Raw genomic sequence first — 21,906 nt, 5'->3', positions numbered from 1 at the left:
TTTAAAAAGGGTTAGAGTGCGCAAAATCATACTGTTGATATTTCCTATGATTGCACTCATGGCTGCTCCATCAGCGTATGAGCAAGGCAAGAAGCTCTATTTTTCAAAAGGGTGCAACGGCTGTCACGGTATTTCCGCTGAAGGAACCAACATCTACCCCGCCCTTGCTTATCGTCGTAAAGCATTATTGACCTCTAAACTAAAACGGCTAAGATCCAAACAAGGCGATACACAACTGGCACAGCTAATGATCCCTTTTGCAATGAAACTTACCGACTCCCAAATTGATGCCATTACAACTTTTCTAAGTGAATATTACGAACAAAAAAGTAAAAAGCATTATGAGCCCGATGATTCTAATACAGGAGATGGCAGTTCATGAAACTACTTGTGAGTGCACTGGAACACTCTGCCAATGTCCATTTAAACTATCTCGTCAAAGAGTTGGGCGATGATGTTATCTTATCAGGGATTTTTGACGCATCTCTCGGTGAGAGTATCGTCGATCTGCGCGCAACCTCGGTAATGGGATTTGTAGATGCAATCAAAAAGCTCCCCTTTTTCTTCCGATTAAAAGATCAAATGGTGGAATTGGCTGAAGAAGTTGACAAGGTGCTTCTCATCGATTCATCGGGGTTCAACCTCCCCCTGGCGAAAGCGATACGCAAACGCTATCCGGAAAAAGAGATCATCTACTACATTCTCCCTCAAGCATGGGCTTGGAAGAAAAAACGGATCCCCGTACTCGAAAAAACGATTACCCGTCTATGCTCCATCCTCCCATTCGAACCTATGTATTACTCCCCGACAGCTCCCATAGAGTATGTCGGTCATCCGCTTCTCGATGAGATCACCATCCGAAAAGAGAGTCTTGATCCTACAGGGAAAATCACTTTTATGCCGGGAAGCCGACCGGGAGAGATTAAACGCCTGATGCCTATTTTTCAGCAATTGCGCCCGATGTTAGATTCTCGAGCATTGCTCGTCATACCTCCCCATTTTACAACGGAACAAATTGCAGAGCTTTACGGTGATGTTTCGACGTTTGAGATAACCCATGAAGCGCACCAGAGTTTGGCGGAATCCGATTTTGCCTTTATCTGCAGCGGTACCGCAACACTGGAGGCGGCTCTAATCGGCACGCCGTTTATCCTCACCTATATAGCAAAAAAACTCGATTATGCGATTGCATCGAGACTGGTTAAACTTGACTATCTCGGATTGGGAAATATCTTATTTTCTTACGAATACCAACGTCCGCTTCATCCTGAATTCATCCAAAACGAAGTCACGGCACAAAATCTGTATAATGCCTATAGGAAAATGGATAAAGAAGCGTTTTTCAACGATGCCGGACATCTTCGGGGTCTGCTGGAACACGGCAGTGCGGCACGCGTAAGTCAGATTATTAAGGAACACAATGTTTAGAATTTTTTCGTGGATCAAAACCAAAATAAATAACTTTACCGATGAGAAGATCATCCCGTATGTTTTTACCCTCAGCGACGGTCCGATGCTCTTTAGGGATTTGCTCAAAACCAATAAAATGTATCAGGACGGATTGAAACTGGAAGGGAAAATACCCGGATTTCGACTCAGTACCGGAAGAAGTTTTCTGGTCTTTATCGGAATTTGGAATCTGATCATTTTACCTTTTGCGATCGCATTTCACCCCTTTTTAGCAAAAATCGACTGCCATTTGCTGATTATTATGGCGATCTTATTTACCGGGATGTTCTTTGCGACGTATGCCCTGTATAAAGAGTACTTGATCGATACAGTTGCGCTGAAGATTATCAAAAACGCATGGGAAAACCATTTTCCCCATTTTGATTATGATCTTCATTCCAAAGAGGTGGCGAAGATTTATTCGGAAGCGCTGGACAAAGAGATACCGCATAAAAATATGCAGCTCTATATTTTGGATAAATTGGTCGAAAACAAATAATGCGTTAGCGGCTTAGGGCAATCACCCGAGCCAAATCGCTGTCCATATTGAGCAAGTGATTACGAAACCAATCCCCCAACCGATCTTTCACATATGCTTTGGCAAACATCAGCTTGGCGCTTGATGCTTTCTCTCTAAAATACTTCATCTCATCTAGCGCTTTTTGGTGTTCTTGTTTATGTTCGGCTTTGTTCGGATAAACGATCCGTTCCATATCCGCCTCTTCTTCGGCGAAATGGTTCTGAGTATGGAGTATAACCGCATCAAAAGCGGCTAAAAGCTCACTGTCGGGAGCATTCTTGAGGATTTCATACAAATCATAGAACTCTTCGTGTCTTTTATCGATAGAGTCTACACCGACTTTTAAAGCATCCGGTAAAGGGGACATTGAGAACCTTTTTATTAAAGGTATTCAATTATCGTTCTACACAGTGCTGTTATGTTTACTTTTTATATTTTCCCAAAATACCCATGAAATTCGGGACATTCGCGGCACCGTCATAGCGACCGATTTTTTTGCCGTTTGCATCGAGAAAATGAAATGTCGGGGTTCCGATATATCCCAATCCTTCCGGAATAAAATCGTTGTGAATATCAATATGCACCGGAACATACGATTTTGCTACTTCGGACATCACCATTTTCTCTTCAAAAACTACATCCGTCATGTAGTCACACGCAGGACACCCCTCTTTGGAGAGCATGACCATCACATTTTTTTTCTCTTTTTTCGCCTGTGCCAATGCGGCATCGTATGACGGTGCCCATTTGAGCTCGGCAAGTGCGCAACTCGCCAATAATGAAAGTGCTAATATAATTTTTCCCATAATTACTGTCCTAGGTGTTTGATAAATTCTTGAGGCTCTTTGAACCCGACGATATCGGCATCTTTCTGATGCACTCCGTTTTCATCAAAAAACAAAATCGCCGGAGGACCGAAAATACCGAATTTGCTGCTGATCTCTTTTGCCTTATCATCATTAGCTGTCAGATTGACCTGTACGAGAACGTATTGATCCATTGCTGTTTTAACGCTTTCGTCGCTAAAGGTTTTGGATTCATACTCTTTGCACGCCGTACACCAGTCGGCATAAAAATCGACCATTACTTTTTTCCCTTTATTTTGCGCCAAAATAGCATCCAACTCTTGGAGAGAGGTTATTTTTTCAAAACTTTTATGCTGCGGCTGATTCACACTGGCCGATACTTGGTTGGGGAGAAAAGGATTGAGCGGATGGAGAGGATTGGTCGCACCTGCCATACCGCCCAAAAGCAATGACATACCGTAAAGGAAGATAATAATCCCAAGCGCTTTTTTATTGGCTCGCTGACATCGGATACAACGCCCTCTGATCTGTTCTAACGCACCCATATTGACGGCAACGAATACAGCCAAGGCTCCCCACAACATCATTGAAATATTTTCATCCAGGATACGGCTGATCATCCAGATCGAAATTCCGATCAACATTACCCCAAAAATCGATTTGATATTATCCATCCATACACCGGGTTTCGGCATAAATTTGCCGGCACTGGTGCCGATTGCGATCAAAGGAACCCCCATACCGATACTGAGAGAGAAAAGAGCTATTCCACCCAGCAGTGCATCACCCGTCTGACCGATATAGATCAATGCTCCCGCCAGCGGTGCGGCAACACACGGTCCAACGATCAATGCGGACAAGAATCCCATAATCGCGATTCCCACGACACCGCTTTGTGAACCGCTGATCTTGGTGATTTTAGACTGGATTACATTGGGAATTTGCAGTTCGAACAAATCGAACATCGACATCGCCAAAACAACGAAAATCAGAGAGAACAGTGTAATGATCCATGGCGTTTGAAACGCCGCTTGCAGATTCGCTCCGAAAAGTCCTGCCAAAATACCGGCAATCGTATAAGCGACTGCCATCGAAAGAACATAGACGACTGAGAGCCAAAATGCCCGTTTTGTCCCAAGTCCGGCACCTTGTGCCATAATCACCGATGAAATAATCGGAATCATCGGGAATACGCACGGCGTCAATGCCAATAAAAGCCCGAAACCGAAGAAACTCAAGATAATAAACCAAAGGCTTCCCCCTTTGATCACTCCTGCAATCTGATCCGTTTCAGACTCTTTTGCCACTGATTTGGCTTGAGCCTGCGGTATCGGAGCCGCTTCAACCGCTTTAGCCTCTGTTACAGAGGCTTTTTTGACAGGTGCCGCCAATGATTCTTTCATCGGAACCGTATCGGCATTCAGCGTTACGTCCAAGGTTTTTTCGATCGGTTCATAGCACAATCCTGCGGAAGAACACCCCTGATACGAAATCTTTACCTTCACCTTTTTTTCACCGCTCAACTCTTTTGTTTTTTCCAGAGCAATGCGTATTGCCGGTGAGGATTCATAAACGCTCTCACCATCGAGCTGGATCGGTTTAGCCATCGTGATTGCTTTAAAATCGATCCCGTCATTTTTATCAGCATCTTCTACTTTTAATTTATCGGAATAAATATGGATCTGATCCCCCATAATCAGCTCCACGCCGATCGTTTTGCCATCAACCATTTTAGCTGACGGTTTAAACGCCTCATCCGGCTGTAAAAAACCGACTCCGAAAACATTGAAAGAAATAAGTAAAAACAATAGCCAACGCATATAAAAACCTTATCGTAATTTCTGCTCAATTTTACCGCATTTAACTGTTACCTACCTCATAGAGAAACATTGTTAATATTTTTCAGCTTACTCATAGCCTCAGATGCTACACTACAGCCATTGTTACGAACGTCAAAGGAATAAATCATGTCTAACCGCCTAGCCCTTGAGGATTCCCCTTATTTACAACAGCACAAAGATAATCCGCTCAATTGGTATCCGTGGTGCGACGAAGCGTTTGAAAAAGCCCGTACTGAGCATAAAGCAATCTTTATCTCTATCGGTTACAGCAGCTGCCATTGGTGTCATGTGATGGAACATGAGGTGTTTGAAAACAGTGAAATCGCCAAGTTTGTCAATCAGCACTTCATCTGTATCAAAGTCGATCGCGAAGAGCGTCCCGATATCGACAAACATTACCAAGAACTCCATACCCTCCTCAACCGCCGAAGCGGCGGATGGCCTCTGTCGATTTTCTGCACCCCGCAGAACAAACCTTTTTATGCCGCTACCTATATTCCGCCATACAATCGCGAACGGATGATGGGGTTCAGTGAACTCACCGCCATAATTGCCGAAAAAGTGGCGGCGAATGACGAAAAACTGTTCCAAAACGCAGATGAAATCACAACCTTTCTCCAGCCTAAAAAAGAGCCGGTTCAGGCAACGGCTTTAAATGAAAAGATTATCCTCCAATTTACGCTTCAGGCACAGCATAACTATGACACTGATAACGGCGGCTTTTCAAAATCACCGAAATTTCCTCATGTTTCAACCTTGCGTACCTTGATGGATATTGACCGGATTGCTTCTAATGATGAGATAAAAACAACACTGACGCATACTCTTGATTCAATGGTTTTAGGGGGAATGTATGACCATATCGACGGTGGGTTTTGCCGCTACAGTACCGACGATGTATGGTTGGTGCCGCACTTTGAAAAAATGACCTATGACAACGCCCTGCTGTGCGGTTTGTATGCAGAAGCAGGGATTCTTTATAGCAATGACAGCTATCTGCGCATCGCTCGTGAAAGTGCCGATTTTATGCTCCGTTTCATGATGGAGGATAATCTGTTTTACAGTGCGAGTGATGCTGACAGCGACGGTGAAGAGGGCAAATATTTCGTCTATTCTTACACAGAAATCATTGCAGCACTCGAAAAATGCGCTATTGCCGATCCGCACAAAGCCGCTAGAATGATCGGTGCATCTGCGGAAGGAAATTTTGAGGGGCATTGCATCATACGATTCACATCCCATGAACGCCCCGAATGGTTTGAAGCTCTGTGTTTAGAGTTGCGTCATCTGCGTCAATCACGTACCTATCCGTTTATAGACCGAAAAGTGATTACCGCGTGGAATGCCATGATGATCAAAGCATTGTTGATTTTGGGACGTCATACCCCATCCTATCGGACACAGGCAATTGCGTGTTTGAGCAGACTCACCGAAACGATGGTAATCGAGGAACAGTTAAAGCACTCTGCCCTCATCCACAAAACACCGAAAATAGACGCTTTTTTAGAGGACTATGCCTATCTTTGCACTGCATTGATCGAAGCGTATCAATCGACCTTGGAAGAAACCTATCTCATTCAGGCACAACGCTTCGCCAATAAAGCATTGGAACTCTATTATGAAGAAGGAAAATGGTATTTCAGCCGCGGTGCATTTACCACAATCGCCGAATTGGATGACGGTACCTACCCGAGTGCCATGGCGGTTATGATCGATGTCTTGCTCAGTCTCGGGATTCTGGTCGATCCGAAATATCGCCATTTTGCTTACAAAAGCCTCGAATTTGTTTCGATCAAACTCATGAAGACCCCGATCTATTATCCGACTCTTACCGAGCAGACGATCCGTTATCTCAAAGAACAGCGGCTTATAAAAGGATCATCCAAGGACCTCTTGCAACTCTGTGGAACCTTTCTCTATCCTTTCGTTCTTCTCAAAAATGATGAGACGCTAAATGAACTGACGGTTTGCGGTGAGAACGCCTGTTTCACCGCTACGAAAGACGGCTCCAAACTTGACGAATTAATCGCTTCAACGCTATAATGGAGCATTATAAGGAGTAAATATGGGCAGTAAACACTCTATGGCTACATCAGAAATCGCCGAAGCAGAAAAAATCGAAGAAGTAGTACACGAAGACCGCCGAAAAGATTCCGCACCCCCTATAGATGAAAAACGCAAAAGAGGTGCACAAGAAGAACGTTTTCCTGTTTGGGTCAAAAAATCGGTATTGGAATACGAAGAAGAGCTCAAAAAACTCCAAATTGAACTTCTGAAACTCCAAAACCATGTTAAAGACAAGGGATTGAAAATTTTGATGATCTTCGAAGGGCGTGATGCTGCCGGCAAAGGGGGAACGATCAAACGGATTACCGAACATTTGAACCCGCGCGGTGCACGTATCGTAGCTCTCGAAAAACCTTCCGATGTCGAAAAAACCCAATGGTATTTCCAACGCTATATCGAACACCTTCCAAGCGGAGGTGAAATGGTCTTTTTCGACCGCAGTTGGTACAACCGGGGCGGTGTCGAGCCGGTTATGGGATTTTGTACCGAAGATGAACATCAAGAGTTTTTGAACCATGTCGCCGAATTTGAACACATGCTCGTCAACTCCGGGATCATCCTCTTTAAATTTTACTTTTCCGTCTCCAAATCAGAGCAGGCCCGACGATTTAAAGAACGAAAAACCGATCCTCTGAAACAATTCAAACTCTCTCCTGTTGATGCAAAATCTCAGGAGATGTGGGATAAATACACTGAAGCCAAGCACTCCATGCTCCGCGCTTCCCACACCGGAAATGCACCATGGATCATTATCCGCTCCGACAACAAGAAAAAGGCCCGCCTGAACTGTATCAAATACATTTTATCCAGTGTCAAATACCCTACTAAAAGTTCGTTGGATTTAAAAACATCGAAGAAGATTCTGATTTGGGGAGAAGAAGAGATCAAGCTTTTGGAAATGGGAATCAAGAAGGGCTAACCCCGACATGGGGTTAGAGGAATGTTAAAATCTCTTTTTCAATATCCTCTTTTTCGATGACGATCGGCTGTGCAATCGGTTTTTTAAACAAACCTTTGATCATATCCGGAATCGTCACTTTTGCCGTAGCGGCAATCGAGTGAAGAGCATCTATATCGTTCGTATCCTTCTCTCCGGTCAATGCATTGGCAATCGTCGGAGAGAACTTAGTCCACTCAGCTGTCGAATAAATAATTGTTTTGATCGGTTTGGTTGCACAGCAATCGTATGCTTTGAAACAGGTTGCCGTATGCGGATCCATCAAATAGCCGTGATCAAACGCCTCTTTTATGTACCCTTTTCCTTCCGCACCGTTACAATAATCAGCGGCAAAGACAGTTTGGAGTTTCATCGTTTCATCATCACTAAGAGCATAAAAACGTTCTGCTTCTAACGCGGACATTAACTCTTTTGTTCGCTCGTGACCGAACAGATCAAAGAGGATGCGCTCGACATTGCTGGAGATCAAAATATCCATTGCAGGAGAAGTCGTCGCGATAACATGCTCTCCGCGCAGATCATATCGACCCGTATTGATCAACCGTGTAAGGACATTGTTCTCATTCGAAGCAATAATGATCTTCTCAACCGGAAGTCCCATCTTAAAGGCGTAATATCCCCCAAGAGCATTCCCGAAATTTCCGCTCGGGACGTTAAGATAGACTTTGTCACCCATAGCAATTACATTCTGACGTACCAATTCCAAATAGCTGTGGATATGATAAATAATTTGGAAAATAATCCGTCCGAAATTGACTGAATTGGCCGCAGAAAGGGAGATATTTTTAGCTTTTAACGCAGTTTTAAAGGTTTGCGAACCGAGCAAACGCTTCAGTGCACTTTGTGCATCGTCAAAATCCCCTTTAATCCCGATGACTTTCAGATTGCTCGCATCTTCCGTCACCATTTGCAGGCGCTGTACATCGGACGTCCCACCGTCAGGATAGAGACAAGCAACACGGACATTCGGACGATTTTTAAACGTCTCCAGTGCCGCAGGACCGGTATCACCGCTGGTTGCTGCCAAAATCAGATATTCTTCACCACGTTTTTGAGCGATCGATGAAAGGACGACACCGAAAGGTTGAAGGGCCATATCTTTAAACGCTCTGGTCGGCCCGTGATAGAGTTCGCTGACATACAAATCATCACGAACTTTTACAACCGGTACCGGATTGGAGGGATCATCAAACTTGTCATACAGTGATAACGCTTCATCAATAACCGATCCATCAATATCAATTGCAAGTGTTGTCAATAAATCTTTCGCAAGTGCTTTATAGCTTGAATTCAAATGTTTAGAAAGGAACGCTTCGCCCAAATTAGGCAATTCGCTCGGAACATACAACCCGCCAAACGATGCTATGGGACTTAAAATCGCCTCTGAAAAGGTGACCTCTTGTGGATGGATTCCGTCATTTCCGCGTGTTTCAATAAATTTCATTAGATCCGCTTTATAAAATTTTCGTGATTATAACAAAGAGGCCATCAGGAAAGGCTTAGAAAAGAAAAAGTTAGCTCAAACCTCCTCTAAAGTCCAAATCCCCTAAAATACGTTCAATAAACGCGAGGAAGCTACAAATGCCATTTTCCACACTCGGACTCTCATCCCCCATACAACGTGCACTGAAAGAAAGCGGCTTTGTACACCCTACTCCTATTCAGGAAAAGGTGATTCCTCTCGTAAAATCGGGACATGATATCATGGCACGCGCACAGACGGGAAGCGGGAAAAGTGCGAGCTTTATCTTGCCGATTTTGGAACTCTGGTCTGCGCGCGTCGGAGAGGGAAAAGCGAAAATCAAAGCACTAATCCTCACCCCGACACGTGAACTGACCCTTCAGGTTGCCGAAGCCTTTGAAACGTTCGGAGCATTTTTGCCGAAAAAACCGAAAGTAGTGAGCGTCATCGGAGGAGAGAGCATCGGAGATCAGCTCTACGCCATCCAACAAGGGTGTGATATCCTTGTCGCAACCTCAGGGCGATTGCTCGATGTCGTGAAAAAAAAGCAGATGAATCTTTCCCATCTTGATTTTTTTGTCCTCGATGAAGCAGATAAAATGCTGGACCTCGGATTTGCCGAAGAGTTGGAACTAATCTTAAAAGAGATACCTGCACAGCGTCAAAATCTCCTTTTTTCAGCTACCTATCCACCGAAAATGGTTGCCATAGCCTCCAACATCACCCAAAACCCGGTAGAGGTTACACTCGATTACGAAGAACCGACGGTACTGAGTATTACCCAAAGAGTTATCGAAGTCAATCATGAAAATCGCGGTCCTCTGCTCCGACATCTGCTCAAGACGGAAAAGTGGGAGCAGGTACTTGTCTTTATGGCGAACAAACGTGCCGCCGATAATATTGCTATGAAATTCAAAAAATACGGTTTTCTGGCCGATTCGTTTCACGGCGACCTCATCCAGGAGGATCGTACCTACACGCTCAATCAGTTCAAAGCCAAAAAAATCCGCATTCTCTTTGCCACCGACATTGCAGCTCGCGGACTGGATATCGATGATATCACCTGTGTCGTCAACTTCGACCTCCCCCGCTCTCCAGCAGATTATATCCACCGTATCGGACGCACTGCCAGAGCCGGTAAATCAGGGATAGCCGTTTCCTTCATCTCCTATGAAGATATGGATCATTTTAAACTGATCGAAAAACGGAGCAACATCAAACTCGATCGGGAACAAATAGAAGGCTTTGAATTGCAGGGGACACCTCCGCCTAAAGTGCGCGGACCGGAACCGGTCAAAGGAAAAGGGAAAAGTAAAAAAGACAAATTACGGGAACAAGCGGAAAAAAGTGGTAAAAAAACCGATTCATAATTAATACTTTTAATAAACTCACACTAACTTCACACTCTTAAGCGTATACTGAAACCGATTTTCTATAATTTTTTTTTATAGTAATCTAATACGCGAACACTCGCAATAGAGGAATATACATGAAGAAAAATCAGATAAAATATCTACTCGGAGGAATATTGTTCCTTTGTTTAGGAGTAGAACAAGCGTATGCTATCCCGAGTTTTGCCCGTCAGACAGGTTTTGATTGTACCGTCTGTCATACTGTTTTCCCGGAATTAACCCAAGCAGGCCGGGAATTCAAATTACGCGGCTATACGATGAACAACAGTGAAAAAGGTAAAATGTTTCTTCCATTATCCGCAATGGTTATGGCAGATGTAACCAAATCATCGGATAGAACCGATATGCCGAAAGACGGCAAAATAGTTATCCCCCAAGTCAGCCTATTTTATGGTGGAAAAATAACCGATAAATCCGGTGCATTTATTCAATTAACGTATGACGGAACAGAGCTTTTAGGAAAAACCGATATCGCTCATCACATCGGTATGGATAATATGGATATCCGATATGCCGATGCGACAACCTTGGCAGATAAAGAGTTGGTGTATGGAGTCACCGTCAATAATAATCCAACCGTATCCGATCTATGGAACAGCGTGCCTGCGTGGGGGTTCCCATATGCTTCATCTGCTATTGCCAACACTCCCAGTGCCGGTGTAATGGCAGACGGCGGTTTAGGTCAAGCAGTTGGTGGCGTCGGCGCATACGCATTGTGGAATGATTTACTTTACGCTGAAATGGCCGTATACCGCAGTGCAAAACCCGGCGGTATCATGGGGATTTTTGGTTGGAAAAATCAAGACTTGAAAGGGGATGCTTCTCTTGTTCAGGGAACTACACCTTACATCCGGATAGCATTGCAGCACTCTTATGATAACAGCTATATCATGCTTGGCGGTTATACCTTGAGAACGGTTATTAATCCGGCTGTCGTTTCTAATACAGACGGCTCACTCGATACCTATAATGACCGTGCTGTGGATGCAGAATATCAATATACAAACGGTAGCAACAGCATAACAGCTACAGCTACAAAGATTTGGGAAAAACAGACACTTGACTACAGTGCCGCAAACGGAGGAGCTGATAATCTGAACAATTCCCTCTCAACAACAAAAGCTAAAGTAAGTTATTACTATGATCAAAAATATGGTGTCTCTTTAGGCACTTTTGCAACATCCGGTACGGCTGATGCCACTAAATACGGAACCTTTAATGCTTCTCCAAACAGCAGAGGAGAAATTGCCGAAGTTGACTATCTTCCGTTACAGAATATCAAATTAGCTTTGCAATACACCAAGTATGACAAATTTGACGGTGCGAGCAAAAATTACGACGGTGCAGGCCGGAATGCATCCGACAATAACAATCTTTACTTTCTCGCTTGGTTTATGTTTTAACCATAATCTCAGTCCCTCAAAAGGGACTGAACCGCCTATGGATTTAAAGATGAACAAAATGATAATTAGAAACTTCATTCATCAAACATTCACAATTATTGATTAATATATCTTCATCAAATATTTTGGAAATACGAGTGCAAACAATATTTATAAAATATCTGCTTACGGTGGCATTGTTTACAACCACATTTGTAGACTGTGTACGTACCTGTAAGTTTTATCTGTTCAATAAACTTTAACAGCTCCGCCTACCACCTAAATTCCCACTCCCAACCAAGCGCATTTAAACACGATTGAAATGCTTTTTTTCGGTTTGCTTCATTATAGTCTTCCGGCATCATATACAAAGAAGGATAATAATACCCTCTGGAAAAATAACCGAAACCGTAGGGATAATATCGTGCCGGACTAGCCGTATAACCGGCTTGAAACGGAGAATACAAAATCAAGGGCGGATAGAGGGTCGCCGATTCTTTCTCACATTTATATTTGTCCTCTGCAAAATCTTTTTCATTTTTAATCGGATGTTCCCATTTCGACGCGCATCCGATCAGCATAAAAGATGCCGTGACTATGGTTATGAGAGGTACTATGACCGGACGAAAAGATACTTTAAAAGTGCTCATATAGCTCATAACGACACCCTTTTAATCGTGATCTAACTGTTTAATATTTTTTGCTTTTCAGCTTCAAATTCCGCTTCAGAAATAATACCGTCATCCAACAACGTTTTTATTTTTGCCAGTAAATCATATTTATTGGTCGGATCTTCTTCTTTCACTTTCGGTATTAATTTCATTGCCCGACCAATTAATAGATAGAGTAAAACACCGATAAAAGGGAGGAAAAAAACGACCAGAAGCCAAACAACCTGCATTAAATCCTCTTGGAACTTTGAGGTAATAATGTCCATCAATGCCCATACCCAAATAATAAAAAAACCGACGACAATAAAAATTAAAAACAATTCCATTCCGATTAACATTTCCATATCACACTCCTTTCACTTTTTTACCAAAGTATACTCATGAATTTGTTTACTTCACATTTAATCCATTAATGGCGGATCTGTTTGGGCAACCCCCTTACAGTCTTATTCCGGTAACAACGTCCGGCTCTTCACAACTGCAATCTATTTTGATGCAGAGAATACTCTCAGCCTACACCGGTAACGGTGATACAACCAGTTCCAAAACACTCGCTACGGCGTAATAAGAGCGGTGTATCACTATCAGTTTGGAGCTTTTAGCGCATCGTGCGAGCTGCATATCGATGCTGGAATCTGGAGTACAGCACTGCTTGTCAATCCTGATCTAACTCTTCCTAACCACGTGAAAATGATCCATTCGATCTCTTAGAGATTAGAGAGTAATTTGTGTCCCTACACCCTCAGAGGTAAAGAGTTCAAGCAAGATTGCATGTTCGATACGCCCGTCGATAATGTGGGCTTTATGAACCCCCGCATCCACGGCTTCAAGACATGAATCCACTTTCGGAACCATTCCGCCGACAATCGTTCCATCGGCTTTTAACGCTTCTACCTGCTCTTCACTCAGTGTTGAGAGAAGCTCTTTGTCTTTGTTTAACACACCCGGAGTGTCAGTCATAAAGATTACTTTGCATGCACCGATAGCCGCCGCGACTGCCGAAGCCGCAAGATCAGCATTGATATTGTATCCCGGATGCCCGACGATAGGATCGGCACCGATAGGGGCGATGACCGGAATAAAACCTTCGCGAAGCAAATTATGAATCACATCGGATTTAACATTTTCGACACGACCGGTAAGACCGAATTTCGCTTCATCTTTCGGTTTTGCCATCAGGAAATGGGCATCTTTCCCGCTAATTCCGATCGCTTTTGCCCCATATGAGTTTAACAACGATGTGATCTCTTTGTTAATCTCTCCGCTGAGTACCATTTCAACAATCCGCATCACTTCCGGTGTACTGACACGTTCACCGTCAATAAATTCGGTCGGTATTTTTAAATCCCCGAGCAACTGACTGATACGGTTCCCTCCGCCGTGGACGATAACCACTTTGACCCCAACAAGATGAAGCAATACGATGTCTTGTGCAAATTTAGCTTTGAGTTCATCCGAACTTTGAGCTGAACCGCCATATTTGATCACAACGATTTCATCGCGAAACTCTTTGATGAACGGCATTGCGTCCATCAGGGTTTTTACAGTATCAATCTTTTTTTGCATCGGTATATTCCTTGACTGTGTTTATCAACGTTTCATCCAACTCTATGCTGAGTTCCAAACACGAGAGGGCGAGATTAAAGGACGACATTTTAACAAAGTCTTTCTGAGTTACCAAGAGACTCGTTGCTCCGGTTCGCTCTATAATCGCTTCAAGTTCCCCTTGCGTAAACATATGGTGATCTTCAAAATAGATTTTTTCGCTCACTTCGGGTAAATAGTTATCCAGACGCTCCGGTCGCGCGATCGCCGTCACCAATACCATCTTATCGGTTGGATGAGTGACACTGACGGATCGCGTGAACGATTTCCCCTCATACAGCATCACGACACACTTATCTCCCCACAACCGTTCCCGATAGGCGCCGGAGGGGAGACAAAACCGGTTCGGAGTTGCTACGTCTATCACCAAATCAAGTTTCTCGATGGAATGTTTGCCGTATCCGTCATCGAGAAATACGACTTCGCATCCCATAGCCTTGGCTTCGGCGATTCCACGTTCTCTGATTTCACTGACGATAACCGTGGCATTAGGAAGGTTTTTGGCATAAAGCATCGCTTCATCCCCGCTTTTAATCACATCGCACAGAATAGTCGACTTGTCTTTGACCACGACCATCCCGCGACTTTTGCGCCCGTATCCGCGTAAAACAATCGCCGGTTTTTCATACTGTTTTGCCAATTCGCTGACGACAGGAGTTTTACCGCTTCCGCCTACGGTAAGATTTCCGACACTCACAACCGGAATCCCCATCGCTTTCGGACGGCTGCGACGATAGCGTACATAAGCGATGAAACAATAAAGCCAGCTTAACGGTAAAAGCAGATAAGAGAGGATTTTTTGGATCAGCGAGGGGTGATAAAAATACCGTTCACCCCATTGGACCCAAAAACGTTTCAAACGCGTGTTGCAGCTACATCCAAGATTGCGTCACAAATCTCTTCTACCTCATCATCGCTGAGTGCGGCATAATTAGGGATAGAGAGAACTTGTTGAAAATTACGAAGCGCAATCGGAAAATCATTGACGCGCAGTGAATACTTAGCCTTATAATAACTCAACAAATGCAATGGAATGTAATGCAGACCGCATTCAATCCCTCGTGCTACTAATTCGCGTGCAAAAGAGTCGCGGTTTTTATCTACTTTAATGATATAAAGAGAATAAGCGTGTTCTTCATTCGCTACCGGAAGTTTAATGTGCGGCGCTTCGCTGAGACGCTCATTGAACATTTCGGCGATTTCACGTTGACGTTCGATATTGTCATCTTGTTTCTCAAGCTGAACCAGTATGGTCGCCGCATCCAAAGGGCTCATCATATATTGGCTTCCGATATCGGTAACATCATAAATGTAACCCAACGATTCATCGTCGATCACCATTGCATGGTTACGCAACAATTTCGCACGTTCCATAATCTCTTCGTCGTCACACACAAGCATTCCGCCGTTACACACATTACGACGCAAATGGGGACTGAAATCAAAACAGGTAATATCCGCACCCGTAGCACCGATCTTTTGACCGTTATACGTCGCCCCCAATGCATCCGAAGCATCCTCAATGATTTTAACGTCATATTGTTTTGCGATAGTGTATAAATGGTCCAAATCAACACATTGTCCGGCGACATGCGATACGATTACCGCTTTGAGTTTTTTGGATTTGTTTTCACTCAAATAGGCTTCGAGCTTGTCCAAGTCAATGGTAAAAGTATCCGGATTAATATCAATAAAGATCGGTTCCGCATCGAAATGGCGAACCACTTCAGGAACAGACGGGTACGCGTTGATCGAGCACAACACTTTGTCCCCGCGCTTAAGATCAATCGCCAACATTGCCAAATGCAAAGCGGCAGTACCGTCTGATGTTGCCAACGCATAAGAAGCACCGATGTAAGATTCAAATGCCGATTCTAGATCAGCAATGATATTCGGAGCTTCGCCGTCAAACACTTCATCGATTTTTTCTCTCTCATCGCCACCTACTTCTACACGATAAAACGGAATACTCATTTTTTTTCCTTTATAAGGTTATATCTCTTGGGTAATTAAAATCATGATTGACGGTTCGCGACGTCAATTTTGCTATCACAGGCATTTTACGTTTGAACTGATTCTTGTAAATTCTTGTTATGATCATATCGACTAATTGAGAATTTTCTCCATCCGTAATCAATTCATCACGTGTATGACGTTCTTCAACGTAACGTTTTAGCACACGGTCCAAATCGGCATACGGATAACCGATCTCTTCTTCATCGCTTTGCCCCGCCCATAAATCTGCGGAAGGGGGTTTATCGATGATAGTGCCTGGAACTCCTAAATAACGTGCCAGCTCAAATATCTCGGTCTTATACAAATCTCCGATAGGATTGATTGCACTGGCCAAATCACCGTACAATGTCCCGTATCCGAGCATCAGTTCGCTTTTATTGCTGGTTCCAAGCACTAAAGCACCTTCGCGTGCGGAAATATCAAAAAGTGTCACCATACGCAATCGAGCCGAAAGATTACCTACCCGAAGCGGTGACATATCGGGAGTTTCATACGCACGCAGCATTGGCTCAATACTACGGGTTTCTGAGCGGAGAGAAAAACGTGTGCACAACTCGTCTGCATCGTCGAGTGAACTTTGGGATGAATAGTGTGACGGCATTTTGACGCAAAGGAGATCGTCACCGAATGCACGGTGTGCCAATACCGCAACAACTGCGGAATCGATCCCTCCACTCAAACCTACAACCACTTTTTTCAAACCGGTTTTAAGTACTTCCTGACTTAAAAATTCGCTCAAATACCGGCTGATCAGCTCGTATTTACCCACCGCATAACCTTATTTTAGTATTAACAATTTGCATTATAACTAATTTTGGTAACGAAGTTATAAACACTTTGTAAATGCGATTTTTTCCAGTTCGTCTTTGTCAAATCCGGCTTGCCGCCTTGCATCGCAATTAATATCAATTCTTCGCGGAAAGCTGTTGGGATAATGTTTTTCGATGATCTCAAAATACGAAGTACTCTCTTTGCCTTCACGTTCACACGCATAGAGGAACCATTTGTCCCCCTTTCGGACATGATCGATCTCTTCATCTAAAATAATATGAAGAGCACCAATGATCTTTTGAACCATGAGATCGGAACTGTGAGGGGCCAATTTTTGCAGTATCAAAGGGGTTGCGTCAAGCCCGTTTGCCTCAAGATATCGCGGAACTACCGCCATTCGCTCAAGCAGATCCAATGTCCGCATCGATGCTTCAAACAGTGCATCATGCACCGGATACTCCCCGTAATAGCTCCCGAGTTCCCGCAGCAGAGCCTCGATCATTTCAAAATGGCGTACTTCATCATCGGCTACCGATAGCCAGTCACGCTCAAATTCCTCACCCAAATCCCGGAAACGGTATACCGCATCCAAAGCTAAATCGATCGCACTGTACTCGATATGGGCGATCGCATGAGTCAGTAAGGTTTGCCCCTGCTGAGAACCGAGTTTATTGCGTCTTGGGACCTCTTTCGGGTCTATCACCGTACAAAAATCACGGTAAGAGGGAGCAGTAAAAACCGTCGTTTTCGTGTCTGCTTCACGAGTAATCTCACCGTTTTTATATGCCGTATAAAAATCTCTAAAAGCAGCTATTTTTTCCTGCGGTGCCGAAGTGGTCAAAATTGATTCAAGTGTTGTGTAAAGTTCCATGATATTAATTATGCTAAAATCTTGCTAAAAAAGAGCCAAGTCATGGAAATCCTCAAACGCCCTATGGGTGACTATCAAACGAATTGTTATATCGTAAAAATCGATGGAAAAGACCTTATAATAGATCCTGGGATGGGAGCGACCGAATGGGTGATGGCAAATGTCACAAATCCGGTGGCAATACTCAATACACACGGACATTTTGACCACGTATGGAGCAACAGCGAACTGCAAAAAAAATTACATATCCCTCTCTATACCCCAAAAGGGGATATCATGCTGCTCCAAAACAGTACATGGATGCCCGGATTGCCACCCTCAACTCCGGATATTGAGGTGGACGGAGATCAAACTTTTGTTATTGAAGGGATTGAAATCAAATTCCACCATTTTCCCGGTCATTGTCCCGGATGTTCGATGATAGAAATCGGAGATGCGATCTTCAGCGGGGATTTTTTATTTGAGGGGTCTATCGGACGATGGGATTTTCCCTATTCGGATGGCGAAGCCATGCGCCAAAGCTTAAAAAGGTTTGCAACATGGACGATCGACAAGCCGCTCTATCCCGGGCACGGGAACCCGACCTCTGTTCGTGCGGAACAGCGGCACGTTGACTACTGGCTTAGGGCGATTTGAGATTATCCCTCGACGTTTTTCATCAGATCGAGACGCAACACATGGCGCTCGGTCACAACGGTTTTAAACTCCCCTTCAAATACCTTGATATCATGGACGAATCCGCGAACGGTAACATTGCGTTTACGTCCCTCTTTTTGATGTTCCGTTGCTTCAAACGTAACACTGTCACCTACTCTGACCGGTGCTAAAAAAAGACAATTACACGCTGCCAGAACGACATTGGGTTCATTAACTGCTGCCATGGCAGCAAAGTCTGCCGCACTGAAAATAAACCCTCCATGCACCAGTCCCACTTCATCGGCACGCATCACTTCGTTCGTTTCCAACCTTACTTTCGCATACCCTTTTTCCAATCGCATAATCTCGCCGCTGTAAACGGTATTGATTCTCTCATGGGTATTGAGCGACGTTTGCTGATTTACAGGCTGGAGGGTTTCTTCTTCCAACTCTTCTGATCGGTTTTTTGCCAAAATTATCCCTTTTTAATCCGGATATATCCGCGCTTCGGTGCGGGATACCCTTCAACTGTTTTGGTACTATCGGCAGGATCGAGAAAATCTTCAAGACTTTGCGATTCGATCCAATCGGTTTTACGTTGTTCATCCGACGTCGTCAATACCGTCCCTAATACTTCAAAAGAGGTAAATCCGGCACGAATACACCAATTTTCCAATGCTTTGAGTGTGGGAACAAAATAGACATTGGTGATTTTCGAATAACTCTCACTCGGACAAAGAGCAACCGGTTCGTTCCCGTCGATGATAAAGGTATCGAGATACACTTCGCCCCCCTCTTCCAATCCTTGACGAAGCGTTTTAAGCATGGCTATCGGATCGCTGCGATGGTACAAAACCCCCAGACAAAAAATAACATCGAATTTTTCTTCATAAAACGGGAGGTGCTCTACACCCAGCAACTCATATACGATATCGCTTTTTACATAATGGTTTATCAAATCAAATTGGGATTTAAAAAGGGCGGATGGGTCAAAACCGACCATTTTTGCAGGTGAATCTTCAAGAAATCGGAACATATAATAGCCGTTATTACACCCGATATCGGCCACTTTTTTACCGCTAAGATTAAAATGGGGACGGAGAAAATTGTATTTAAGATCGCTGCGCCATTCCGTATCGATAAACAGACCGAACAGATCAAACGGCCCTTTTCGCCACGGCATCATCAAACGTGCGATCCGTTCAAGTTCGGAAATATCAACCGTAGCATCGGTTTTCAGGCTCACCGTGTCTCCCAGATCGACCGTTGCATTGATATCCGGCAGATGATTCAAAGCATCCCGCAATGGAGCAATATTTTTCCATGTCATCCATTTTGAACGTTCCTGCCGAACCGCATTTAAATCCATCTTGACTCCTTGCAATAATCTCGAAATTTTATCTATATTAGGCTAAAATGGCACCATGCGTATAGAAAAAAAAGCCACCCTTGTCTCCACAACCATTGCCTTTTTATTGGTAGCCTTTAAACTGACCGTTGGAATTATTAGCGGTTCCGTTGCTGTATTAGCCTCTGCGATTGATTCCCTACTCGATATGGTTGTTTCTATCTTTAACTATTTTGCATTGCATAATTCCGATAAAGAACCTGATGAAAATTTCAATTTCGGTCGAAAAAAACTCGAACCACTCGCTGCAGTAATCGAAGGGACGATTATCAGCCTCTCGGCACTTTTTATCTTATATACCGCTATTTCTAAAATGGTACAGGGAAGTGAGATTGATCATCTGAGTATCTCTATCGGAGTGATGATAGCATCTCTCATCATCACTGCCGGATTGGTCTTTTTTCTAAATCTCGTAGCCAAAAAAACCGGGAATATGGTCATTCAGGCTGATGCGCTGCACTATAAAACCGATTTACTCAGTAACGGAGCGGTTTTACTCTCTTTGGTCGTGATCTCTTTTACTGAATATACCTTTATAGACCCTCTTTTAGGGATCGGTATCAGTATCTATATGATCTACTCTGCTTTTCCCCTCATAAAAGAGGGCATATTGATGCTTCTGGATGCTGCCTTGGATACTAAAAGTGTCACTAAAATCAATAAAGTGTTAAATAACCAACTTGACATCAGCAGTCATCATGACCTTAGAACACGCCAGTCAGGATCGGAAATTTATATTAGTGTTCATGTCGTTTTTAACATCAGCACCTCTCTTTATGATGCCCATATGGTCGGAGATCGAATCGAACTGGCTTTTAAAAACCTCTTTCCGGACAACACCGTATACTCACTTATCCATCTCGATCCTTATGATGATTCTGAAGAGGCACATTTAGATTAAATGTCAGATGACGAGATCAATATTAATCCGTTAAAATTATGCTAACTATAATATAAGGATATATAAATGAACCAAAAATCATTTTTTTCACTCCTGTTTATCTCATCGCTTCTCATGGCTGAACCTTTAAGCCAAGAACAAATGATCCAAAAAGGGACAGAAGTATCTACCGCACTGGTCCAAAAACTCGGAGGTGAGCTTAAAACACAGATGCAATCAGGCGGTCCGTTAGCGGCACTTCATTTTTGCTCACAAAATGCGCTGAGTTTAACCGACCAAATCGCCAAAGAATCAGGTACCTCCGTCAAACGGGTCAGTCTCCAAAATCGCAATCCGGTTAATGCCGCAACACCTGAAGAAAAAGCTGTTTTAAGCCAATGGCAGGAAATGCTCAAAAAGAGCGAAGCCCTTCCCCCTTATAAACTCACAAAACTTTCCAATGGTCACACCGTCTATTATAAGCCGATTGTTATCAATAATGAAGCGTGTTTGAAATGTCACGGTGATATTGCAGGAGATTCGCCTTTAGCCAAAGCGATCAAAGAGACGTATCCGGAAGATCATGCAACCGGATACAAAATGGGAGATTTGAGAGGGATGGTCGTCGTCGCTTTTTAAACGAAATTACTGTCTTGGAGAGCAAATAATCTTCTCTCCAGACGTTCAATCGTGGCGATCAATTTCTCTGAGATAATTTTGAGCTGATTGTAATAGTCTTTTGCGATATCATGGTTGAATGAGGAGACTTTTTTGCGAGTCCCAAAAATTTTTGAGAAAAAAGATCGGTCTTCATCTCCGAAATAAATCTTAAAAATTTTCATATACGTATCGTGCAATTCAAAATGGAGTGTCTCGATCTCTTTTAAGCAATCCATACTCGGCATCATATTGAGTCTTTGTCCCTCACCGTAGAACCATTGGCCAAATTTACAATCGGTACAGCTCACGGGAACCTGCTCTTTTTCGACCGGTAGCCCTTCAATCAAAGCATGCGCCCGGTGAACCCATGTGATATGTGCTTTTTTTGCATTTCGTAAATGCGTTAGAGTCTCTTCTTTATTCACGGTTGTTCTCCATTGAATTTTTCATTTAAATAAACAATCATAGCGTATTTCTATCACAAGATTATA

The 21,906-nt window shown here is 43.5% G+C and carries 25 protein-coding genes; 11 read left to right on the top strand and 14 right to left on the bottom strand.

Annotation, left to right across the window (positions count from 1 at the left end):
* Nucleotides 1-16: 16 nt before the first annotated feature.
* The 3 genes from PHE37_RS05400 to PHE37_RS05390 are packed head-to-tail and all read left to right on the top strand — an operon-like array spanning nt 17 to nt 1,948.
* Nucleotides 17-382 (top strand): c-type cytochrome, encoded by a 366-nt coding sequence (locus tag PHE37_RS05400; protein WP_299994677.1) that lies wholly within the window; start codon nt 17-19, stop codon nt 380-382.
* Nucleotides 379-1,428 (top strand): lipid-A-disaccharide synthase, encoded by a 1,050-nt coding sequence (gene lpxB / locus PHE37_RS05395; protein WP_299994676.1) that lies wholly within the window; start codon nt 379-381, stop codon nt 1,426-1,428. Before PHE37_RS05400 ends, lpxB begins: the two co-directional genes overlap by 4 nt.
* Nucleotides 1,421-1,948 (top strand): hypothetical protein, encoded by a 528-nt coding sequence (locus PHE37_RS05390; RefSeq protein WP_299994675.1) that lies wholly within the window; start codon nt 1,421-1,423, stop codon nt 1,946-1,948. The genes lpxB and PHE37_RS05390 overlap by 8 nt, the downstream gene beginning before the upstream one ends.
* Before the next feature lie 4 nt (nt 1,949-1,952).
* Here the strand turns inward: PHE37_RS05390 and PHE37_RS05385 are convergent, their stop codons facing one another.
* The 3 genes from PHE37_RS05385 to dsbD are packed head-to-tail and all read right to left on the bottom strand — an operon-like array spanning nt 1,953 to nt 4,595.
* Nucleotides 1,953-2,336, bottom strand: a complete 384-nt coding sequence (locus PHE37_RS05385; RefSeq protein ID WP_299994674.1) for a hemerythrin family protein — start codon at nt 2,334-2,336, stop codon at nt 1,953-1,955.
* A gap of 55 nt (nt 2,337-2,391) precedes the next feature.
* A complete protein-coding gene (locus PHE37_RS05380; protein WP_299994672.1) occupies nt 2,392-2,775 on the bottom strand; it encodes a thioredoxin family protein in 384 nt (127 codons plus the stop codon).
* A gap of 2 nt (nt 2,776-2,777) precedes the next feature.
* A complete protein-coding gene (gene dsbD / locus PHE37_RS05375) occupies nt 2,778-4,595 on the bottom strand; it encodes a protein-disulfide reductase DsbD (protein ID WP_299994670.1) in 1,818 nt (605 codons plus the stop codon).
* Nucleotides 4,596-4,742: 147 nt separating this feature from the next.
* Between dsbD and PHE37_RS05370 the strand changes: the two genes are divergently transcribed.
* On the top strand, nt 4,743-6,659 hold the full coding sequence (locus tag PHE37_RS05370; protein WP_299994668.1) for a thioredoxin domain-containing protein: 1,917 nt from the start codon (nt 4,743-4,745) through the stop codon (nt 6,657-6,659).
* A 22-nt stretch (nt 6,660-6,681) separates the two neighbouring features.
* Nucleotides 6,682-7,602, top strand: a complete 921-nt coding sequence (gene ppk2 / locus PHE37_RS05365; RefSeq protein ID WP_299994667.1) for a polyphosphate kinase 2 — start codon at nt 6,682-6,684, stop codon at nt 7,600-7,602.
* 13 nt (nt 7,603-7,615) lie between these two features.
* Here the strand turns inward: ppk2 and thrC are convergent, their stop codons facing one another.
* Nucleotides 7,616-9,085, bottom strand: a complete 1,470-nt coding sequence (gene thrC / locus PHE37_RS05360; RefSeq protein WP_299994666.1) for a threonine synthase — start codon at nt 9,083-9,085, stop codon at nt 7,616-7,618.
* A 137-nt stretch (nt 9,086-9,222) separates the two neighbouring features.
* On the opposite strand from thrC, the gene PHE37_RS05355 reads away from it, so the two are divergent.
* Both PHE37_RS05355 and PHE37_RS05350 read left to right on the top strand, forming a co-directional pair.
* The gene (locus tag PHE37_RS05355) at nt 9,223-10,473 is read left to right on the top strand and encodes a DEAD/DEAH box helicase (RefSeq protein WP_299994664.1); all 1,251 of its coding nucleotides are present in this window, start codon (nt 9,223-9,225) and stop codon (nt 10,471-10,473) included.
* Between the two features lie 119 nt (nt 10,474-10,592).
* On the top strand, nt 10,593-11,918 hold the full coding sequence (locus tag PHE37_RS05350; protein WP_299994662.1) for a hypothetical protein: 1,326 nt from the start codon (nt 10,593-10,595) through the stop codon (nt 11,916-11,918).
* A 251-nt stretch (nt 11,919-12,169) separates the two neighbouring features.
* On the opposite strand, the gene PHE37_RS05345 is transcribed toward PHE37_RS05350, so the two are convergent.
* Complete coding sequence (locus tag PHE37_RS05345) at nt 12,170-12,556, bottom strand: hypothetical protein (protein WP_299994660.1); 387 nt, start codon at nt 12,554-12,556, stop codon at nt 12,170-12,172.
* A 23-nt stretch (nt 12,557-12,579) separates the two neighbouring features.
* Nucleotides 12,580-12,912 (bottom strand): SHOCT domain-containing protein, encoded by a 333-nt coding sequence (locus tag PHE37_RS05340; RefSeq protein WP_299994658.1) that lies wholly within the window; start codon nt 12,910-12,912, stop codon nt 12,580-12,582.
* A gap of 68 nt (nt 12,913-12,980) precedes the next feature.
* Between PHE37_RS05340 and PHE37_RS05335 the strand changes: the two genes are divergently transcribed.
* Complete coding sequence (locus tag PHE37_RS05335) at nt 12,981-13,133, top strand: hypothetical protein (protein WP_299994656.1); 153 nt, start codon at nt 12,981-12,983, stop codon at nt 13,131-13,133.
* Between the two features lie 149 nt (nt 13,134-13,282).
* Here PHE37_RS05335 and argB read toward each other — a convergent pair whose 3' ends face one another.
* From argB to PHE37_RS05310, 5 genes are read right to left on the bottom strand one after another with little or no spacing between them, the layout of a single operon-like run.
* A complete protein-coding gene (argB, locus tag PHE37_RS05330) occupies nt 13,283-14,134 on the bottom strand; it encodes an acetylglutamate kinase (RefSeq protein ID WP_299994654.1) in 852 nt (283 codons plus the stop codon).
* The gene (locus tag PHE37_RS05325) at nt 14,118-15,032 is read right to left on the bottom strand and encodes a tetraacyldisaccharide 4'-kinase (protein ID WP_299994652.1); all 915 of its coding nucleotides are present in this window, start codon (nt 15,030-15,032) and stop codon (nt 14,118-14,120) included. The genes argB and PHE37_RS05325 overlap by 17 nt, the downstream gene beginning before the upstream one ends.
* Nucleotides 15,029-16,147 (bottom strand): DegT/DnrJ/EryC1/StrS family aminotransferase, encoded by a 1,119-nt coding sequence (locus tag PHE37_RS05320; RefSeq protein WP_299994650.1) that lies wholly within the window; start codon nt 16,145-16,147, stop codon nt 15,029-15,031. Before PHE37_RS05320 ends, PHE37_RS05325 begins: the two co-directional genes overlap by 4 nt.
* 10 nt (nt 16,148-16,157) lie before the next feature.
* Nucleotides 16,158-16,958, bottom strand: coding sequence for an NAD+ synthase (locus tag PHE37_RS05315; protein WP_299994648.1), 801 nt, complete (start codon nt 16,956-16,958; stop codon nt 16,158-16,160).
* Between the two features lie 57 nt (nt 16,959-17,015).
* A complete protein-coding gene (locus PHE37_RS05310; RefSeq protein WP_300008272.1) occupies nt 17,016-17,831 on the bottom strand; it encodes a ferritin-like domain-containing protein in 816 nt (271 codons plus the stop codon).
* 42 nt (nt 17,832-17,873) lie between these two features.
* Between PHE37_RS05310 and PHE37_RS05305 the strand changes: the two genes are divergently transcribed.
* A complete protein-coding gene (locus PHE37_RS05305; RefSeq protein ID WP_299993864.1) occupies nt 17,874-18,467 on the top strand; it encodes an MBL fold metallo-hydrolase in 594 nt (197 codons plus the stop codon).
* A 2-nt stretch (nt 18,468-18,469) separates the two neighbouring features.
* On the opposite strand, the gene PHE37_RS05300 is transcribed toward PHE37_RS05305, so the two are convergent.
* On the bottom strand, nt 18,470-18,940 hold the full coding sequence (locus PHE37_RS05300; protein ID WP_299993863.1) for a hotdog domain-containing protein: 471 nt from the start codon (nt 18,938-18,940) through the stop codon (nt 18,470-18,472).
* Nucleotides 18,941-18,942: 2 nt separating this feature from the next.
* Complete coding sequence (cmoB, locus tag PHE37_RS05295; RefSeq protein WP_299993862.1) at nt 18,943-19,836, bottom strand: tRNA 5-methoxyuridine(34)/uridine 5-oxyacetic acid(34) synthase CmoB; 894 nt, start codon at nt 19,834-19,836, stop codon at nt 18,943-18,945.
* 55 nt (nt 19,837-19,891) lie between these two features.
* On the opposite strand from cmoB, the gene PHE37_RS05290 reads away from it, so the two are divergent.
* Both PHE37_RS05290 and PHE37_RS05285 read left to right on the top strand, forming a co-directional pair.
* A complete protein-coding gene (locus PHE37_RS05290) occupies nt 19,892-20,776 on the top strand; it encodes a cation diffusion facilitator family transporter (protein WP_299993861.1) in 885 nt (294 codons plus the stop codon).
* A gap of 66 nt (nt 20,777-20,842) precedes the next feature.
* Nucleotides 20,843-21,394 (top strand): DUF3365 domain-containing protein, encoded by a 552-nt coding sequence (locus PHE37_RS05285; RefSeq protein ID WP_299993860.1) that lies wholly within the window; start codon nt 20,843-20,845, stop codon nt 21,392-21,394.
* Here the strand turns inward: PHE37_RS05285 and PHE37_RS05280 are convergent.
* The gene (locus PHE37_RS05280) at nt 21,391-21,840 is read right to left on the bottom strand and encodes a CZB domain-containing protein (protein WP_299993859.1); all 450 of its coding nucleotides are present in this window, start codon (nt 21,838-21,840) and stop codon (nt 21,391-21,393) included. The genes PHE37_RS05285 and PHE37_RS05280 overlap by 4 nt on opposite strands.
* Between the last annotated feature and the right edge of the window lie 66 nt (nt 21,841-21,906).

Source organism: Sulfuricurvum sp., assembly GCF_028681615.1.
Classification (GTDB): Bacteria; Campylobacterota; Campylobacteria; order Campylobacterales; family Sulfurimonadaceae; genus Sulfuricurvum.
Note: the sequence above shows the minus strand (reverse complement) of the source record. Positions and strands in the feature narration are given on the sequence as shown.

Excerpts from the sequence above, each read along its gene's own strand:
- PHE37_RS05385 (WP_299994674.1), bottom strand. The coding sequence starts at position 2,336 with ATGTCCCCTTTACCGGATGCTTTAAAAGTCGGTGTAGACTCTATCGAT.
- dsbD (WP_299994670.1), bottom strand. The coding sequence starts at position 4,595 with ATGCGTTGGCTATTGTTTTTACTTATTTCTTTCAATGTTTTCGGAGTC.
- PHE37_RS05290 (WP_299993861.1), top strand. The coding sequence starts at position 19,892 with ATGCGTATAGAAAAAAAAGCCACCCTTGTCTCCACAACCATTGCCTTT.
- lpxB (WP_299994676.1), top strand. The coding sequence starts at position 379 with ATGAAACTACTTGTGAGTGCACTGGAACACTCTGCCAATGTCCATTTA.
- PHE37_RS05350 (WP_299994662.1), top strand. The coding sequence starts at position 10,593 with ATGAAGAAAAATCAGATAAAATATCTACTCGGAGGAATATTGTTCCTT.
- PHE37_RS05310 (WP_300008272.1), bottom strand. The coding sequence starts at position 17,831 with ATGGAACTTTACACAACACTTGAATCAATTTTGACCACTTCGGCACCG.
- PHE37_RS05320 (WP_299994650.1), bottom strand. The coding sequence starts at position 16,147 with ATGAGTATTCCGTTTTATCGTGTAGAAGTAGGTGGCGATGAGAGAGAA.
- PHE37_RS05380 (WP_299994672.1), bottom strand. The coding sequence starts at position 2,775 with ATGGGAAAAATTATATTAGCACTTTCATTATTGGCGAGTTGCGCACTT.
- ppk2 (WP_299994667.1), top strand. The coding sequence starts at position 6,682 with ATGGGCAGTAAACACTCTATGGCTACATCAGAAATCGCCGAAGCAGAA.
- cmoB (WP_299993862.1), bottom strand. The coding sequence starts at position 19,836 with ATGGATTTAAATGCGGTTCGGCAGGAACGTTCAAAATGGATGACATGG.
- PHE37_RS05305 (WP_299993864.1), top strand. The coding sequence starts at position 17,874 with ATGGAAATCCTCAAACGCCCTATGGGTGACTATCAAACGAATTGTTAT.
- PHE37_RS05370 (WP_299994668.1), top strand. The coding sequence starts at position 4,743 with ATGTCTAACCGCCTAGCCCTTGAGGATTCCCCTTATTTACAACAGCAC.
- PHE37_RS05345 (WP_299994660.1), bottom strand. The coding sequence starts at position 12,556 with ATGAGCTATATGAGCACTTTTAAAGTATCTTTTCGTCCGGTCATAGTA.
- PHE37_RS05355 (WP_299994664.1), top strand. The coding sequence starts at position 9,223 with ATGCCATTTTCCACACTCGGACTCTCATCCCCCATACAACGTGCACTG.
- PHE37_RS05340 (WP_299994658.1), bottom strand. The coding sequence starts at position 12,912 with ATGGAAATGTTAATCGGAATGGAATTGTTTTTAATTTTTATTGTCGTC.
- PHE37_RS05335 (WP_299994656.1), top strand. The coding sequence starts at position 12,981 with ATGGCGGATCTGTTTGGGCAACCCCCTTACAGTCTTATTCCGGTAACA.
- PHE37_RS05285 (WP_299993860.1), top strand. The coding sequence starts at position 20,843 with ATGAACCAAAAATCATTTTTTTCACTCCTGTTTATCTCATCGCTTCTC.
- thrC (WP_299994666.1), bottom strand. The coding sequence starts at position 9,085 with ATGAAATTTATTGAAACACGCGGAAATGACGGAATCCATCCACAAGAG.
- PHE37_RS05390 (WP_299994675.1), top strand. The coding sequence starts at position 1,421 with ATGTTTAGAATTTTTTCGTGGATCAAAACCAAAATAAATAACTTTACC.
- argB (WP_299994654.1), bottom strand. The coding sequence starts at position 14,134 with ATGCAAAAAAAGATTGATACTGTAAAAACCCTGATGGACGCAATGCCG.